The sequence below is a fragment of the Pseudomonas sp. NMI760_13 genome (assembly GCF_021283245.1).
Taxonomy (GTDB): domain Bacteria; phylum Pseudomonadota; class Gammaproteobacteria; order Pseudomonadales; family Pseudomonadaceae; genus Aquipseudomonas; species Aquipseudomonas peradeniyensis.
In genome coordinates this window covers 205,257-221,553 of record NZ_JAJSRC010000007.1, presented here as the reverse complement: position 1 = coordinate 221,553, position 16,297 = coordinate 205,257, and the positions used below count along the sequence as shown (strand labels likewise).

The 16,297-nt window shown below is 62.9% G+C and carries 18 protein-coding genes; 8 read left to right on the top strand and 10 right to left on the bottom strand.

Going from position 1 to position 16,297, the window contains the following annotated elements:
• The first annotated feature begins 74 nt into the window (after window positions 1-74).
• Together LU671_RS10430 and LU671_RS10425 are read left to right on the top strand one after the other, a co-directional pair.
• Window positions 75-377: a hypothetical protein gene (locus tag LU671_RS10430; RefSeq protein WP_232855631.1), complete on the top strand. Its 303-nt coding sequence runs from the start codon at window positions 75-77 to the stop codon at window positions 375-377.
• Window positions 378-1,156: 779 nt separating this feature from the next.
• Window positions 1,157-1,666, top strand: a complete 510-nt coding sequence (locus tag LU671_RS10425; RefSeq protein WP_232855630.1) for a hypothetical protein — start codon at window positions 1,157-1,159, stop codon at window positions 1,664-1,666.
• Between the two features lie 546 nt (window positions 1,667-2,212).
• Here LU671_RS10425 and LU671_RS10420 read toward each other — a convergent pair.
• Together LU671_RS10420 and LU671_RS10415 are read right to left on the bottom strand one after the other, a co-directional pair.
• Window positions 2,213-2,542: a DHCW motif cupin fold protein gene (locus LU671_RS10420; RefSeq protein WP_232855629.1), complete on the bottom strand. Its 330-nt coding sequence runs from the start codon at window positions 2,540-2,542 to the stop codon at window positions 2,213-2,215.
• Window positions 2,543-2,650: 108 nt separating this feature from the next.
• Window positions 2,651-3,466, bottom strand: a complete 816-nt coding sequence (locus LU671_RS10415; protein ID WP_232855628.1) for an alpha/beta fold hydrolase — start codon at window positions 3,464-3,466, stop codon at window positions 2,651-2,653.
• 66 nt (window positions 3,467-3,532) lie between these two features.
• On the opposite strand from LU671_RS10415, the gene LU671_RS10410 reads away from it, so the two are divergent.
• Window positions 3,533-3,835 (top strand): ArsR/SmtB family transcription factor, encoded by a 303-nt coding sequence (locus LU671_RS10410; protein ID WP_232855627.1) that lies wholly within the window; start codon window positions 3,533-3,535, stop codon window positions 3,833-3,835.
• A gap of 807 nt (window positions 3,836-4,642) precedes the next feature.
• On the opposite strand, the gene LU671_RS10405 is transcribed toward LU671_RS10410, so the two are convergent.
• The 5 genes from LU671_RS10405 to LU671_RS10385 form a co-directional block, all read right to left on the bottom strand.
• On the bottom strand, window positions 4,643-5,686 hold the full coding sequence (locus LU671_RS10405) for a purine-nucleoside phosphorylase (RefSeq protein WP_232855626.1): 1,044 nt from the start codon (window positions 5,684-5,686) through the stop codon (window positions 4,643-4,645).
• A gap of 23 nt (window positions 5,687-5,709) precedes the next feature.
• Window positions 5,710-6,669 carry a nucleoside-specific channel-forming protein Tsx gene (locus LU671_RS10400; RefSeq protein ID WP_232855625.1) on the bottom strand — a complete coding sequence of 320 codons (960 nt, stop codon included), beginning with the start codon at window positions 6,667-6,669 and terminating at the stop codon, window positions 5,710-5,712.
• A 350-nt stretch (window positions 6,670-7,019) separates the two neighbouring features.
• Window positions 7,020-7,205 carry a hypothetical protein gene (locus tag LU671_RS10395; protein ID WP_102682584.1) on the bottom strand — a complete coding sequence of 62 codons (186 nt, stop codon included), beginning with the start codon at window positions 7,203-7,205 and terminating at the stop codon, window positions 7,020-7,022.
• Between the two features lie 297 nt (window positions 7,206-7,502).
• Window positions 7,503-8,531 (bottom strand): alpha/beta fold hydrolase, encoded by a 1,029-nt coding sequence (locus tag LU671_RS10390; protein ID WP_232855624.1) that lies wholly within the window; start codon window positions 8,529-8,531, stop codon window positions 7,503-7,505.
• A gap of 269 nt (window positions 8,532-8,800) precedes the next feature.
• Window positions 8,801-9,742, bottom strand: a complete 942-nt coding sequence (locus LU671_RS10385) for a LysR substrate-binding domain-containing protein (RefSeq protein ID WP_232855623.1) — start codon at window positions 9,740-9,742, stop codon at window positions 8,801-8,803.
• Window positions 9,743-9,845: 103 nt separating this feature from the next.
• Here LU671_RS10385 and LU671_RS10380 point away from each other — a divergent pair, with 103 nt between their 5' ends.
• The 3 genes from LU671_RS10380 (at window position 9,846) to LU671_RS10370 (ending at window position 11,521) form a co-directional block, all read left to right on the top strand.
• Window positions 9,846-10,550, top strand: coding sequence for an SDR family oxidoreductase (locus LU671_RS10380; protein WP_232855622.1), 705 nt, complete (start codon window positions 9,846-9,848; stop codon window positions 10,548-10,550).
• Window positions 10,551-10,628: 78 nt separating this feature from the next.
• The gene (locus LU671_RS10375; protein ID WP_232855621.1) at window positions 10,629-11,120 is read left to right on the top strand and encodes a GNAT family N-acetyltransferase; all 492 of its coding nucleotides are present in this window, start codon (window positions 10,629-10,631) and stop codon (window positions 11,118-11,120) included.
• A gap of 47 nt (window positions 11,121-11,167) precedes the next feature.
• Window positions 11,168-11,521, top strand: a complete 354-nt coding sequence (locus LU671_RS10370; RefSeq protein ID WP_203652265.1) for an SH3 domain-containing protein — start codon at window positions 11,168-11,170, stop codon at window positions 11,519-11,521.
• 2 nt (window positions 11,522-11,523) lie between these two features.
• Here LU671_RS10370 and LU671_RS10365 read toward each other — a convergent pair whose 3' ends face one another.
• Window positions 11,524-12,084: a cysteine hydrolase family protein gene (locus tag LU671_RS10365; protein ID WP_232855620.1), complete on the bottom strand. Its 561-nt coding sequence runs from the start codon at window positions 12,082-12,084 to the stop codon at window positions 11,524-11,526.
• Between the two features lie 594 nt (window positions 12,085-12,678).
• On the opposite strand from LU671_RS10365, the gene LU671_RS10360 reads away from it, so the two are divergent.
• Window positions 12,679-12,870, top strand: a complete 192-nt coding sequence (locus tag LU671_RS10360) for a hypothetical protein (RefSeq protein WP_028691846.1) — start codon at window positions 12,679-12,681, stop codon at window positions 12,868-12,870.
• A gap of 121 nt (window positions 12,871-12,991) precedes the next feature.
• Here LU671_RS10360 and LU671_RS10355 read toward each other — a convergent pair whose 3' ends face one another.
• Window positions 12,992-13,909 carry a LysR family transcriptional regulator gene (locus LU671_RS10355; RefSeq protein WP_232855619.1) on the bottom strand — a complete coding sequence of 306 codons (918 nt, stop codon included), beginning with the start codon at window positions 13,907-13,909 and terminating at the stop codon, window positions 12,992-12,994.
• A 101-nt stretch (window positions 13,910-14,010) separates the two neighbouring features.
• On the opposite strand from LU671_RS10355, the gene LU671_RS10350 reads away from it, so the two are divergent.
• Complete coding sequence (locus LU671_RS10350; protein WP_232855618.1) at window positions 14,011-14,772, top strand: sulfite exporter TauE/SafE family protein; 762 nt, start codon at window positions 14,011-14,013, stop codon at window positions 14,770-14,772.
• A 1-nt stretch (window position 14,773) separates the two neighbouring features.
• Here the strand turns inward: LU671_RS10350 and LU671_RS10345 are convergent, their stop codons facing one another.
• Window positions 14,774-16,192 carry a GGDEF domain-containing protein gene (locus tag LU671_RS10345; protein WP_232855617.1) on the bottom strand — a complete coding sequence of 473 codons (1,419 nt, stop codon included), beginning with the start codon at window positions 16,190-16,192 and terminating at the stop codon, window positions 14,774-14,776.
• Window positions 16,193-16,297 lie beyond the last annotated feature (105 nt).

Genomic DNA, 16,297 nt, shown 5'->3' with positions numbered 1-16,297 from the left:
CTTTTTGCTTGTGTGTTCTCAAGGTAAGTGAGTACAGTCGACCGCAGTGTCTCCTTCACATAAGGCTTTCTCAAATGTCGCGCGACAGCGGTAGCAACACAAAGCATAACCTGATCAATATGTACGAATTTGTGCAGAAAAATGCCCCTCTAACTGTGGGGCAGTACCTTGATGACGTTTGTCCTGGGCGGCATACCGACCCTCAGCACGCCTTGTACGCGAAAGCCCTATTCGAAACCTTTCAGCTGGTGTCAAAAGACGAGTTGTTCGACATGGATCTGCCAGTCTCAGAGGCTTCGGTAATACGCGGTTTTACCCCGACGGCATTGGCAGGTATTAGCTTTCTTTTAAAGATGTCAGATCGAAAGCTGATGTGACCCTTATCGCCATAGCTTAAACAGCTTTCCACGAAGCCCCGCCCTGTGCGGGTTTTTTCTTTACTGCTCCCACTAAGGGAGGAATCGAGATATCAAACATGCTCACCAAGGACCCTGGCCTATGGGCCGCCGCCCTGGCGTGGCTGGTGGCGTACCAGCCTCAGCTGTACACCGGGGGTACCTATGCCAGTGGGAAAACTGTGGTGGAAGACGGCTTACAGCATCGGAAGTTGACCACATTTTGCCGAAAAACCACGGCTGAACCGACGATCCAGGCAATCTCCGGGCGATAAATCACGACTGCCACAAGGCGAAAACGGAGCGTGAAGCCATGGAGGCTCGCCGCCGAACTTGACGCAATCAGGAGGCTAAAGTCGGTCAAAAAACGGTCGAAAGGGGGGGGTAAAATTTCTGCAGCTTCGGCCGTTCTCCACCGATCGCCCAGCCTTTTTCAGGCACCCGCGAAATTTAAAAGAATCGCATTCCAGAAAATCGGGAGGCCTGAACTATGGGGCGACCCGCGAAACGTAAGCTGCTGCTCCTCTCGGGCGTACTCTGGTGACGAATAAGTGCTCCCGACATGGCCTATTCAACTCAGACTTCGAGCCCGCAGCACAAGACTCTCTGGTCTTGTAACCGTTCAGTTCGGCTAATTCTTCATCTGAAGGAGTTCCAGTTTTTATGGATTGTCCCCTGCCGTCGCCGCCGGCAGGTCGGGATATGGAAAATTCATGAAACCCCGCGTACCCTCGGCTTGTTTTTCAGGGCCGGAGGGCCACATGTCGAACGGAATCAAGTTGTGTGCAGTAATCCTTCTGGGCTTCCTAATGACAGGCTGCGGTAGTCAGCGGTTGATCTACTCGCCATCTGCTGCACACTTCGATGATCGTCAACACGCCGTTGATTTCGTCGAGCAAGCGTTTTTCGAAGATTACGGAAAGAAATTTCGGCCGCAGTCCGTGCTGATCACCGACAAGGTCATCATTTTGTCCGACGGGGTGATCTCTGAAGCTACGGGTTTTGCTTCTGCTGCACCGCTAGGTTCGGGCGCAATCGCTGCCGGGAGCAGCAGGAGTGTCACCAAAGACGCCAGCAGGCGCATCTATCTGAGCTCTATTGATGAAATCTCCATCTATCAGAAGCGTGGCAGGTCTAACCGCTTCACAGTGGTCATTCGTGGCGAAGACGGCAGAGAGCTTGGCTCAATCAGGACCGGTAGCCTGGAACGAGCACAGCGATTTAGTGATGCGCTGACTTACCTGAAAGGCTTGGCAAGCCCGAAACCCTAGCCGGCGCATGCAGCGGGCTGGCGTTGATGGAGTGGCCTACATCAGAGCTGCGATGCAAGCGTCAGCGATACGACTTCGAAGTGCCTGCCATTGCGGGATGCTGACAAAAGCCCCTCTTCGGCAGACATTCGCTTCCCTGCTTGCTTTCCCTCAAAGCCAAATCGCCGCAGTGATATAGAAGGGGGTTACAGCAGGAGTGTTTCCGGGTACTTTCCCGTTTTTCAGGAGAACCCCACGTGATTGTTCATGGAGTTGAGTACCATTTCTGCACAGCCTCTTGTGTCACGCTAGGCCACGATGGCCTAGGGCTTGAGTGTACCCGCGGCGACCAGATCATTTTCGAGATCTTTCGTAACGACGAGACACTCAGATTCGAGGTGACGCTGTTCGAGCGTGACGTTCCTTTGGAGCTGCTTGAGTACGCAGTGCCCGTTGCCCGGGAATTACTTGGGGATTTCGATCCTTTCGTCCCAAGCTAATCCCGGCGTTGCCGGATGGGTTCATACCGAAGCGCAAGCGTAGAGTCTGAGTCCAGATAGTTCAGGCTCAGTCCACTATAAAGAGCTTGGCTCCAGTAGCCGTCGACGACCGGTGCGCCTCCGCATTGTCCCCCACCTGATAGCTCATGCCCGGCTGCAGGGTGAAAGTCCGACCATCCTCCAGCTCGGTGTCCAGCCGACCTTCCAGGCAGAACAGGATATGACCCTTCCGGCACCAATGATCGGCCACATATCCTGGGGTGTACTCAACCCATCGAACCCGAACGTCCCCAAACAGACAGGTACGCCAATACGCCGTACCGTTCTCACCTGGATAGGCGACAGGATCGATTTTTGACCAGTCCGTAGTACCAAACGGGATTGCTGTCAGCTCCATGACAACCTCGCAGAAACAGTGAGGCCTGAACCGTACCGATGAAATCGCTCTGTCGATAGGCACAGACCGCTGGGAATTTGGACATACAGACAGTCCAGCGAACCTGCCTCAGGGGCCAAGCTGCTTCAAGACTGCCGCCACAATCGCTTCCGGCATGTCTTCCTGCATCAGGTGGCCTGAGTTCACTACTCGGACGCAGGGCTGTTGGGAGATAAGCCCAGCAAGACGCTCCCCTTGGGAATAGGGAATCCAGGCGTCCTCCGAGCCCCAAAGCACCGATACGGGGCAATCCAGCTTCCCGTAGAGCGGTTCGATTTCGTCGGTGTAGCGCTGATCCATCTGTGCGATCTGCCTGTAGAAGGCCGCCTGGCCAATCGGCCCCAGCCATGGAGCGCTGTACGCTTGCAGGGCTTCGTCACTGAGGGGATTGGCCGCAGCGGTTTGCAGATAGGCTGCCAGCAGCGCCCGGTGCATGTAGTCGGGCATCCCGGCAAAGGCGGCCTCATGTTGACGGACATGCTGAACGAAAGGAGAGCCCCAGGGGGCCAGGGCTACGGCATCGAAAATGGTGAGGGACGCATAGCGCAGACCGTTCAGGTAGTAAGCGCGCAGCGCTGTCGCGCCTCCAAAGTCATGGGCCAGGACCTCAGGGCGCTCGATGCCCCATTCCTCGAAAAGCGCAGCCATGACGTTGTTCTGAATCGCCAATGAAACGTCCTGGCCTTCTCTCATTTCAGACAGGCCATAGCCAACCAGGTCGAAGTAATACACGGTTCTGCGGTCAGTGAGATGAGGTATGACGCGCCGCCATACCTGTGAAGAGAAGGGGGTGCCATGGATGGCGACCAGCGGCGCGCCTGTCCCCGTTTTTCCCCATCTGACGGTGTTGCCTTCGATGCTCGATGCGTAGGGTAGATCCAACATGGGCTCACCTCACATTGTCATTTAGCTAAATGACTATATGATGCAGGCATGGACAGATCAATACAGATGAAAGCGATGAGCAGTGAGGTTCGCATGGTGATCCTTCGCCTGCTCGCAGCACCTCGTGACCACTTCGCCGAGCAATGGTCGGCAGACCCCGTCGAGTTCGGTGTCTGCATGACCCTTATCGCAAGTGCGCTGGGTATCGCCCAGCCAACAGCGAGCCGGCACCTTGAGATCCTCAGGCAGGCGAGGTTCATCTCGGTTTCAAAGCAGCAAAAATGGTCGTACTGCAAGCGTAACGATGCCGAGATTCTCGAGTACCTGGAGTGGCTCAGGCTTGAGTTGGCGCCGGGTGGATGTGTCTAGCAATTTTGGTTCGCTGGTGCCTCGCAGCACCGCAGGCGATTCGCTTCACCGCAGAACAAACAAGGAGAGTGAGTGCCAGTGGGCAGAAGGTTGGAAAAGGTCCGAGAGTGGCTCACGCCACGCAGGCGCATCTGGGCAGGTGTAGGCCTGTTAGCCGCGTTTTTTTTGATTCCGGCAGTCAGCTCAGGAGCGACGGTGGATTGGCTGATAGGGCCAGCAGCCGTTTTCCTCATAGGCGGCCTCATGCCCGAGGCGACCAGGAGACAATGAGGCGCTGACGGGCAGTGCAGCGAGTCGAAGGAGGGCAGCAGGCATTTTTCGCCGCTGCCCTGTCTGGCGTTACTTACCGCGAGGCTTGCCAGCATCACTGCGCTTATCACGGACTTGGCCGTCCTTGTTGCGAGAGCGTGGTTGTTCACCACCGCCAGGCGTGGAGCCTTATGGCCTTTCCCGAATCCAGGAAGCGATAGCGGCAGATGCAAAAGAGGGAAGGGTTGGGCGACCACCATTTGGGCTTGAGGACCAGCTCTTTCAAGGTGTTGGGAATGGGTGTTCGACTTGGACTTGCCGGGGTCGCTTTGCGACCCTTTCGCGGCACAAGGCCGCTCCTACAGGTGACCGCGCCATCCTGTAGGAGCGGCCTTGTGCCGCGAAAGGGCTGCAAAGCGGCCCCGGCAATCTTGAATTGAAGCGGCCATATCCGAAAAAACGCAAAGACCTCGAAAGGACTGGGCTTGAGGACGGTAGGTTGGGGCAAGCTATTGAGTCGAGCCCCAGAGCGTCCTTCTAGCCGGCCTGGGGTGATGCTCAAACCTCCGGAACCCCTTTCTCCCAAACCGCCCAATTCTTCAGAATCTCCTGCACCAGCGGATTGGCAGTCCGATAGAGGTTCTCCAGCGCCGGAACAAAACCGCCCTGGTCGGCATACTTGAGCAGGTTCTCAACCTCGCTGCCCCCCGGTTCAGGCCGATCAAAGTCAGACCCCGCCCGCACCACCGCCACCCGCTGCACATCCACCAACCCTTCACGACTGGCCCGCAGCAGCGCTTCATAGGTGGAGTTATCTTCCTGCTGGGTCGTGCAGTACTCCCCTTTGTTATCCGTCAGCAACCGAGTCCAGACCTCGGCCCGCTCACTCAAGCGCGTCCCGGAAAACCAGGTGTTGCCCGCCACGGTGTCACACCGGGTCACCACCGGCGGCTGGTTGGCCGGTGCCATCGGGTACTTGAGCCGCCAGGCCGCCGACTCCTTGCTCTCGCTCAGGCTCACCCCGCGTGACAGGGCATAGGCCTTGGCCTGCAGCTTCGGATTGAGCTCGAAGACCTCGGTCTTGTAGTCCAGCGGCGGCTTCTCGTTCGGGCCCTTGGTGTTGATCCCCAGGTAGCCCGTCGGCCAGTCCTTGGGCGCATCCCGCGAGTCCAGCTCCCACTGGGTGCCGAACTCCACCAGGTAATGGGCCCAGGCGGTGGTGCCGAGGGTCCCGTGCTTCGGGTTGATCCCGGCAATCCCCGCGACCAGGAAGTAGCTCTTGCGCAGGTCGAACTTCGGCGACAGCGCCAGTGCCAGGGTCGAGGCCGCGGCGTTGGTCTGGCCCATGCCGGTCACCAGGAGGCAGACATCCTGGCTGTTGCAACGTATCACCGGATACTCCGCCGACAGGCCCGGCACACGCACCTCCTGCTTCAGTTCCAGGCGCTCGATCCAGTGCTGGGCCTCGGGGGCGAACATGGCGATCAGCATCACCTTGGGCCTGATCGGCGGCGCAGCCGTCTCGCCGGCCTGGGCCGTCGAGGTGAGCAGGATGCCGCAGGCCAGGCCCGCGGCGAGGGAAAGACGGTGCATCGGGTGCATGCAAGCCTCCATGGCGCAAGCGATCAGAACTGGTAGCCGACCCCGGCGTAATACCCCCAGCCATCGGACCTACCGCGGAAATCGCCGTCGCCGAAATTCAGCTGGCTGCCATCCTGCCAGTTGCCGCCATTGTGGAAATGGCGGCCCACCAGGGTGAAGCGCAGGTGGGTGAAGGCGTACAGCAGCACGTTGGTGGATACCGTGGCATTGGCCGTGCGGTTGGGGTTGTTCTTGTGCAGGTCCGAGCCGAAATCGAAGTTGGTGAAGCCGATATAGGTCAGCGAGGCGCCGTTGTCGAACTTGCCGAGGGGCACGATGTACTTGAGCTGGGCCCGGTAGCCGTCCCACGAGTACTCGTTGCTGGCGCCATAGTTCTCCCACTGGTAGCGGCCGTAGAAGTTGGCCGACAGATTGACCCGCGAATGGGTGTCGATGTCGGTGCCCAGGCCGCTGTACAGGGTGTTGGCGCGGTTGGCGCTGTTGCTGCCGTGGTCGTAGATCCAGTCGAAGGCTACGTACCACTCCTTGAACGGGCCGACGGCCAGGCTGCGGCCGGCCAGGTAGTCGATGGAGATCCGCGGCTCGTGCTCCATGAACAGCGGTGAGCCGTGGTCCCACGCGCCTTTGTCATGGCTGTTGCCGATGTCGAGGATCTTCGGGATGTCGATGTAGCCGTACAGCTCGAACGGCCCCTTGCGGCCGAAGTACTCGTATTCGAGGTAGATATCGTCGACAGGGCGGGGGCCGAAACTGATGTCCTTGGTGCCGATCAGGGTGAAGTTCTGGTTGTACCAGTTCGACAGGTAGGGCCCCGATTTGGCCGGTGCGGCGGCCGGGCTCAGGGCCTCGCCCTGGGCTGACTCGCTGGGGGGATTTTCCTGGGCCTGGGTGGTGACGCTGAGTAGTCCCGTAACAGCGCCCAGTAGCAAGGAGACAGCCAGGGGGGAGCGAGCTGCTGGGCGCAGGGATGCAGGTTGACGCATTGAAAGTCCTTGTTCATGCGGTGGTAGCCCCGAGAGGCTGAGGTGAGCGAAAGCTTCGGCGATTGTTCGCTTAATTGTTTTGAGCAAACGTTTGCATACTCTGTACCAACCTGCCAGAGGTGTTTGAAATAAAAGCCGAACTCGGGGTTTTAGCTGACCTTTCGGTTAGAAAGTTGCACTGGAGCTGGGCGTGGGATGGGGGCGGGCGCGAGCTTGGGGCAGTCATGCTGCGGGTAGCGACGAAAAATGAGGGAGTGGGTCTTATATTGAGCGTGGGCGGTGTACGCGATGGGCTTGCGGCGCCTCACCAGGGCGAGCCGCAAATCCATCACCATCTTGCTGGCATCACTTCACTGCAGTGTTTCGGGCTTCCTTCCCTGGGAGGCCTCCTTCAATCCCTGCTCCATCCGCCCAATTACCTGCGCCAGTATCGCTGCTCTTTCCAGCTCTCCCGACGCTTTCATCCGTGCATGATCCCGGCGCAGGTTCAGCAGGCATTTCTGCAGTCCAAGCGCCGAGCTGTCGTAGTTGTCCATGTCGTTCTCACTGGCCGTGGGCATCCGTGCCGTTGTAGGAAAGGCTCGACGGTATCAGGTCAATTCCCCAGCCAATACTGATTATTCATACACCGGATCACAAACCCGTAGAAACGTCCTACAGCAACAAAAGAGGCGTCTTACAGGATGGCCGGGGTGAATGTTTCGGCATGCGTCCGCTCATTCTGCGGCAGGCCCCGGAGTATAAGGCCTGCCACGGAACAGACGGGTTGCAGAGGCAATCCGCGTCTCCCGGCACCCGACATGCGCTGCCGAAACGATATGTTGCAATTGCCCTTACAGATGGTCCGCATCCACCACGGCCTTGACGAATGCCTCGGGCGCTTCCTGCGGCAGGTTGTGGCCGATGCCACCGCTCACCAGGCGGTAGGCGTACTTGCCGGTGAAGCGCTTGGCGTAGGCCTCGGCCGGTGGGTGCGGCGCGCCGTTGGCATCGCCTTCGAGGGCGATGGTGGGTACGCCGATGGCGGGGAAGGTGGCCAGCTTCGCCTCCAGCGGGTCGTAGCGGGTCTCGCCCTGGGCCAGGCCGAGCCGCCAGCGGTAGTTGTGCACGGTGATGGCGACCTGGTCGGGGTTGTCCAGGGCCTTGGCGCTGCGCTCGAAGGTGGCGTCGTCGAACTTCCACTGCGGCGAGGCGGTCTGCCAGATCAGCCGGGCGAAGGCGTGGCGGTTGCTGTCGTAGCCGGCGCGGCCGCGCTCGGTGGCGAAGTAGTACTGGTACCACCACTGCAGTTCGGCGCTGGGCGGCAGCGGGGCCTTGGCGGCTTCCTGGCTGCTGATCAGGTAGCCGCTGACCGACACCAGCGCCTTGACCCGCTCGGGCCACAGGGCCGAGACGATATCGGCGGTGCGCGCGCCCCAGTCGAAGCCGCCGAGCACGGCGCGCTTGATCCCCAGGGCGTCCATGAAGGCGATGACGTCGCTGGCCAGGGCGGCGGGTTGGGCATTGCGCGGGGTGTTCGCGCAGAGGAAGCGGGTGTCGCCGTAGCCGCGGGCGTAGGGCACCAGCACCCGGTAACCCTGGGCGGCCAGTTGCGGCGCCACCTGCTCGTAGCTGTGGATGTCGTAGGGCCAGCCGTGCAGGAGGATCACTACCGGGCCGTCGGCGGGGCCTTGTTCCACGTAGGCGACGTCCAGCACGCCGGCCTGGACATGCTTGAGCGGGCCGAAGGGGGTGGACTGGCGGGCTGCGGCAGGCGAGCGGGTTTCCTCGGCCTGACCGGGGGTGGTGGTCAGCAGGGCCAGAGGCAGCAGGGCGCAGGCGAGCAGGGCTGAGCGGTTGAGGCGGTTGGCGCTGGCGAACATGGTGCATCTCCTTGGCGGGCCATCGGTGTGGGCGGGATGGCGTGTAGTTAAGGAGGTGGCTGTGTCCGGGGTGTGTCGGGTGCTGGTGGGGTGGGCGTTCGTGTGTATCGGGAGGCGGTTGGTACACAGAAAGCTACAAAAGGGCAGGGCTTCGTGAGCAGTTTCAGCTATCGGCGTGGGAGCGGGCTTGGCCCGGGATGCAGTGGATGGCACCGGCCAGGCCGGTGATCGCGGGGCAAGCCCGCTCCCACGCAGATCTCGCTAGTTTGCTACATCAGAGTGTTGAGATTTGGGCGTCCGTGGGTTTCATCGTTCGCCTGGGCCTGCAGCCAGCGCACCACCTGCTCGGCGGCTGAGCCTGCCTGCGGAGCATGCCCGGCGAGCAGATGGAAGCCTGCATCGCTGTGCAGTTCATGGCCTTTCAGGGCCAGTACCAGGGTGCCGGCCTTGAGGGCATTTTCCACCAGCAGGCGGGGCACCAGGGCGATGCCCATGCCTTGCTCGGCGGCCTCGATGGCGAGGATGGTCTGGGAGAACACCGGGCCGCTGAAGCGCGTGCCGGGCAGCGCGTAGTGATCGAACCAGCGCTTCCAGTTGTTGTGGCTGTCGGAGATCAGCGGCTGCTGCGCAAGATCCGCGGCTTGCCGCCAAGGGTGTTCACCGCGCAATGCCGGCGCGCACACCGGCACCGCCACGCCGGGCAGCAGGGGCAGGGCATAGGCGTCGGCGAAGGGCGGGGCTCCCCAGCGCACCGCCAGGTCCACGGCGCCCTTGCCGCTCAACGGGCGGGTACTGTCGGAGGCATCGATCATCAGCGCCACCGGCGGGTGGGCCTGGGCCAGCAGGCCCAGGCGCGGGATCAACCAGCGGCTGGCGAAGGCGGGGGTGGTGCTGAGCAGGATCTGCCGGGGATCGCGCTGGCTGTCGCGCTCCAGCAGTTCGCCGGTGGCGTCCTCGATGATGTCCAGGGCCAGGCGCACGCGGGTCAGGTAGTCGGCGCCGTCCGGGTTGGGCCGCAGGCCTCGGGGCAGGCGCTCGAACAGCGGGCGGCCGAGCTTGTCCTCGAGGGTGCGCACCTGCTGGGCGACGGCGCCGGGGGTGACGTGCAGTTCGTCGGCGGCGGCACGGAAGCTGCCCAGGCGGGCGGCGGCCTCGAAGGCCACCAGGTGGTTGACGATGGCGGGGGCGTTGCGTCGCTTGGGCGCGCTCATCCAGTAGATTTCCTGCAGGCTGCTGCCAGTATTTGTGATTGGTGCGATAAGCCGGATTCTGGCTTCATGGGCCTACTTGATCAACTCCCCGAAGGAGCAGCATATGTCTTCGCAGAAAGTCGCAATCATTACCGCAGGTGGCAGTGGCATGGGGGCCGAGGCCGCGCGGCGGCTGGCCGCCGATGGCTTCAGGGTGGCCATTTTGTCGTCGTCCGGCAAGGGCGAGGCGCTGACGGCCGAGCTGGGTGGCATCGGCGTGACCGGCTCCAACCAGTCGGTAGAAGACCTGCAGCGTCTGGTGGATACCGTGATGCAGCAATGGGGGCGGGTCGATGTGCTGGTGAACAGCGCAGGCCACGGCCCGCGTGCGCCGGTTCTCGAGCTGAGCGACGACGACTGGCACCGTGGCATGGAGGTGTACTTCCTCAACGTGGTGCGCCCGACCCGCCTGGTGACGCCGATCATGCAGCGCCAGGGCGGCGGCGCCATCATCAACATCTCGACCTTCGCCGCCTTCGAGCCGGATCCGGCGTTCCCCACCTCCGGGGTATTCCGCGCCGGGCTCGCGGCCTTCACCAAGCTGTTCGCCGACCGTTACGCGGCCGAGAACATCCGCATGAACAACGTGCTGCCGGGCTTTATCGACAGCCTGCCGGAGAAAGCGGAATTCCGTAGCCGGATTCCCATGGAGCGGTACGGCAAGGCCGAGGAGATCGCGGCCACCGTCGCCTTCCTGGCCTCCGAGGGCGCGGGCTATATCACCGGGCAGAACCTGCGGGTCGATGGGGGTATCACCCGTTCGGTCTAACTGGCATGGCGGGCATACAGCTGGGCGACGACTTCCGTTAGCATGTCGCCCCTGTTTCCCGCTATCCGGATCCGCCCCATGAGCACCCCGATGTTCCGCCAGGCCACGGCAACCGACGTGGACCGTTGCTACCAGATCGAAACCAGCGCCTACGAAGGCGACGAGGCCGCCACCCGGGAGAAGATCGCCACGCGCATCGCCCAGTACCCGGAGGGCTTCCTGGTGCTGGAGGCCGATGGCCAGGTGATCGGCTTCATCAACAGCGGCTGCGCTGACCAGGTGGTGATGTCGGACGAAGCCTTCAAGGAGTTGGTCGGGCATGATCCGCTGGCACCCAACGTGGTGATCATGTCGGTGGTGCTCGACCCTGCGTACCAGGGCCTGGGCCATGCCAGCCGGCTGATGGCGCGTTTCGTCGAACAGATGCGCGAGCGCGGCAAGGCGACCATTCACCTGATGTGCAAGGAGCGGCATGTCGGGCTGTACGAGAGGATGGGCTACGCCTATGTACGCCCGTCGGCCTCCGATCATGGCGGCATGGCCTGGCACGAAATGATCATGGTGCTCTGAATGGCCTTCGACTAGCATCGACGCTTTTCGCAGCCAGGGAGAGGCCTGTGAACTACGTCGTGATTGCCGCACACCGCAGTGAGTATCCTGCGCCCATCACCTTCGCCCGAGGCACGCTGCTGGACATCGGCCAGCGTTACGAGGGTGACGAGCACTGGGAGGACTGGTACCTGTGCAGTTGCCAGGGCCAGGAGCCAGGCTGGGTGCCCGGCCAGCTCATCGAGCGGCTTGGCGTCGGCCGGGGCAGGGCGGTGGAAGCCTATTCGGCCCATGAGCTGGACGTTGACCCCGGCCAGTCGCTGGAGGGCCTGCGCCCCCTGAACGGCTGGCTCTGGTGCCGTCGGGCTGGCAACGGGGAACTGGGCTGGGTACCGCTGGCGAAGCTGCGCCAGCTGGACTGAGATCAGACCGCAGCCAGCAAGGCCGCGCTGTCGAGAATCCGCGCATAGTCCATGGCCAGGTTGCCCAGGGCCAGGGCATGGACGTCTTCCGCCGGCCACAGTCGGCCCTGCAGGTCGTGCTGGTCGAAGGTGTAGCAGGCATCGGGCACCACCAGCGTATCGAACCCCAGGTTGCCCGCCGAGCGTGCGGTCGACTCCACCGAGTTGTTGGTGATCACGCCGACGATGACCAGCTGGCTGATGCCGCGCTGGTGCAGCCAGCGTTCAAGGCCACTGTTGCAGAAGGCGTCGGGCACGTGTTTTTCGAACACGGTCTCGCTGGCCTGCGGGGTGAAGGCGGGCTGGAACTCGCAACCGGGCTGGCCCGGCCAGAACACCGAATCCGGATCGCGGGAAATGTGGCGCACGTGTATCACCGGACGCGTGCTTGCACGCCAGGCGGCGAGCAGCTCATTGATGCGCTGTTCGGCTTCGGGGTTGTTGCGACGGCCCAGGCGAGGGTGGTTGATGCCGTTCTGCATGTCGATGATCAGCAGGGCGGCGTTGCTGGCGAGCGCGGTCATCTCCGGGAGTTCTCCTTGTCTGGGCTTCGGACCGTAACAGGTGTGTTGCCTGCGCGGAGGTCATCGCGGGGCAAGCCCGCTCCCACGCCGATCGCGTTGGCCTCAAGGTATGCGCCCCGCGATGGGAGGAATCACCATCTGATCCGCTTTTTTTCCACGAACCTGAATCTGTAACCGTATCAGCCGCTGCCGGAAAATACACCCAGGCCCAGCCTTCCAACCCGGTGTGCGCTGGGCAGGCTGCCCCGCTGCACTGCCGCAGCGGCCAGCCCCGCCGTTACGTCATCACACTGTAGAGGTTCCGATGGGCAAGCTCGCGCTGTTTCTGGGTGGTTTTCTGCTGCTGACTATCATGATTGGCCTGCTGGGCACCATTCCGCCAAGCTGAGCCGCAACTTTTTCCTGTCCCGGCCCGCCTGGCACAATGGCGGGCCAGACCCTTCCCCAAGTTTTTCCCGCCTCCTGGCCGCAGTCGTCTAGACAAGCGGTAGCTGCAAGTCGTTCTCAAGTACAAGTCGCTCGTGTAATCTCCCGCCCCCAATCCCAGGGCCCGGGCACACGGGCCGTTTACTTGCCTTGGAGACAATACACACTATGGAATGCAAGAAAGGCACTGCAGCGATGCTGGAGTGGCGCGGTCGTTTTCTCGGTGAGGGCATCCTTCACGAAGCGGACTACGATCAGGCACTGCGCCGTGCCGAAGAGTTGGAGCGTTCCGGTGTGATCAGCGCAAGCGAATGGATCGAGTTGGTCAAGCTGGCCAATGCGGCCTTGCTGCGCTTGTAAAAATTCCTTCAAGGCTTGCAGAAACTGTCCACAAAAATCGTGGGTAGGTCTGTGGATAAAGCGCTACAGGCCATGGTTTTCAGGGCCTCTGTTAGATTGAGCAGAAATTGAGCAGCCCTGTTCAGGGCTGTTCAACACTCCGCGCGCCTGCCTCGCGCAGGGTCTGCAGCAGCTCACGGACCTTCGCCGGCAGGTCGCCGGCCGGGTACACGGCGTGCATCTGCGGGTCCTGCCCGGTGCTGGATGTCAGGTGGTAGTCGGGGCAGACCCGCACCAGGCGCCCGGCACGTACCTCCGGCTCCCCCAGCCAATCCGCCAGCCGGGCGATACCGGCCCCCGCCAGGGTACTTTGCAGCACCGCCACCCCCGAGCCCAGGCGCAGCCGTGGTCGCGGGCGCAGGCTGACGATGTGTCCGTCCTTGCTGAAATGCCAGGCCTTCAGGATGCGCGGCGCGGTGTGCAGGATCAGCGTATGCCGCTCGAGGTCTTCCAGCACCTGCGGTGTGCCGGCCAATGCCAGGTACTGAGGGCTGGCGTAGAGATGGCGGCGGTAACGCCATAGGGGATAGCCGATCAGCTCGCTGGACTGCGGGAAGGCCCCGCGGATCACGAAGTCCAGCTTGCCTTGCAGCGGGTCGAAGGCTTGGTCGCCGTACTGTACGTCGAGGGTGACGTGGGGGTGGCGTCGGGCAAACTCGGCCAGCACCGCCGGCAGCACTTGCTGGGCCAGCACCTCGGGCGCAGCCAGGCGGATCCAGCCCTGGGCGTCGCCGGTCAGCGCCGCCAGTTCGTCGGCGGCATCCCGTTGCACATCCAGCAAGCGTTCGGCGTGGGGCAGCAGTCGCTCGCCAGCTTCGGTCAGCGATACCGAGCTGGCGCTGCGGTTGAACAGCTTGGCGCCGCTGTTATCCTCCAGGGCCTGCACCGCCCGGGTTACCGCGCTGGGCGAGCGCCCCAGGGCACGGGCGGCGCTGACGAAGCTGCGCTTGTGCGCGACGCTGACGAAGGCCTGTATTTCACGCAGCATGTCCAGTGCCATCACGAGGATCCTTATTGCAGTTTTCGCAATATGGCATTTCAACACACGCGCGGCGCTTTGATTAGTCTGGCAGCCTGTTTTGTACCGCCCGGACCCTGGAAATGATGGATATCGCCCTGCTTTCGCTGTTTGCCTTCGCCGCTGGCCTGATCGACGCCGCCGTTGGGGGCGGCGGCTTGATCCAGATCCCGGCGCTGTTCAACGTGCTGCCCAACGCCCAGCCAGCGGCGTTGCTGGGCAGCAACAAACTGGCCTCGGTGTGCGGCACCAGCTTTGCGGCGCGTTCGTTCATTCGCAAGGTCAAGCTGGACTGGGGGCTGATCGTGCCGGCGGCGCTGAGCGCCTTCGTGATGTCGTTCTGCGGGGCGGCCACCGTGTCGCTGGTGCCGGCCAGCGTGATGCGGCCGATGGTGCTGGTGCTGATCGTGCTGATGGCCATCTACACCTTCTGCAAGAAGGACTTCGGCACCTTGCACAAACCCATGGCGATCGGCCGCAAGGAACAGTGCCTGGCGGTGTTGATCGGCGGCGCCATCGGCTTCTATGACGGATTGTTCGGCCCAGGCACTGGCAGCTTCCTGATCTTCCTGTTCATCCGCTTCTTCGCCCTGGACTTCCTGCATGCCTCGGCTTCGGCGAAGCTGGTCAACATCGCCACCAACCTGGCGGCGTTGGTGTTCTTCATTCCGTCGGGCAATGTGCTGTGGGCCATTGCGCTGCCGATGGCGCTGTTCAACATCCTCGGCGCGCTGACTGGCACCTGGCTGGCGGTGCGCAAGGGTGCGGGGTTCGTGCGTGGGCTGTTCCTGGTGCTGCTGTGCGTGCTGATCGCCAAGCTGAGCTGGGACCTGCTGGCCGGCTGAGTCACACCACCTGGCGCTGTCCCTCGGCCTGTTCGACCCGGTTGCGACCCTGGGCCTTGGCCCGGTAGAGCGCCTGGTCGGCGCTGGCCAGCAGTTCGTCGAGGCTGGGCGCCGGGGTGTCGGCGGTGCAGCCGCTTACTCCGATGCTCACGGTGATCCGCAGCGCCTGCCCGGGCTGCGCGATGTGCTGGTCCTGTACCGCCCGACGCAGGCGCTCGGCGGTGAACCTGGCCAGTTCCGGCGCCAGCCCCGGCACGACGATGACGAATTCCTCGCCGCCCAGGCGGGCGAACAGCTCGCCGTCGTGCAACTGGTCCTGCAGGGTCATGGCGAACTGGCGCAGCACCTGGTCGCCGACCGCGTGGCCATGCTGGTCGTTGATGGTCTTGAAGTGATCGATGTCGAGCATCATCAAGGTCAGCGGCGCTTGCCGGCGGTTGTCGAGCAGGGCGTGGGCGCGGCGGATGAAGGCGCTGCGGGACAGGGTGCCAGTGAGGTGGTCGATGGTCGCCTGATGCGCCAGGCGCGCCATCAGGCTGCGGTTGGCGCTGCTGACACAGGCCAGCACCAGCGGGCCGAGCACCAGCATGGCGATGCCCAGGCGCGCCGACATCAGGGTGGTGACCCCCGATTCGCTCTGCGGGATGCTGAAGTGCATGAGGTTCTGCGCTACGGCGACGATCAGCGTGCTGCCGGCGGTGAGCGCCAGCAGCGCCACCAGGAATGGCGAGTAGCTGAGCGCGCACCACAGCAGCGCGGCGATCGGGAAGGCGATGGCCCCGGGGCCGCCGAAGACGATGCTGACCGCCAGCGAGGCGAGCAGCACCAGCAGCGGCGCCAGGCGGATCGGCTGGCTGGCGCTGCCGTGGCCGCTCAGGGCGCGTGGCGAGGGCGCGGTGAGCAGCACGGGCAGGACCAGCACGCTGGTGGAGAACTGCTCGCTGAACCAGGCAAGCCAGGTGGCGCGCAGCGATTGTTCGAACCAGGGCGTGGCCATCACGCAGGCCAGGCTGGCGGCGACCACGGCGCCGACCGCGCAGGCGCCGAACAGGTACAGGGTGCCGTGGGGCGTGCGCAGGCGTCGGTGCACGCGTGGCAGGCGGGCCATCAGGTACCAGATGCTGACGATGGCGCCGAGGTTGCACAGGTTGAACCACAAGGCTGGCTTCCAGGCGCTGCCGCAGGCCAGGTCGGCGCCCACCATGGCCAGGTAGATCAGGGCGAAGCCGGAGGGGGTGGCCTGGCGCGGATTGCGCAGCAGCACCCCGGCGAGCACCGCGTTCACCGGCCAGAACAGCGACAGCGATTCGATGGGGCGGGCGAGGATGCCGGCCAGGGTCAAGGCCAGGGTCAGGCCGAACAGGCTCAGCAGGGGCAGCAGGCGCGACGGGGCTGGTGACACCATGGGTTCGACCGGCAAGCGAAGACGAAATCCAGGAAAACGGCCGTAGGCACCTGGGACGATAGTCTGAGAGTGTCTTTCAAGTCGCCAATTGATGTCAATTCGCCGCAAATCGCCTGGATC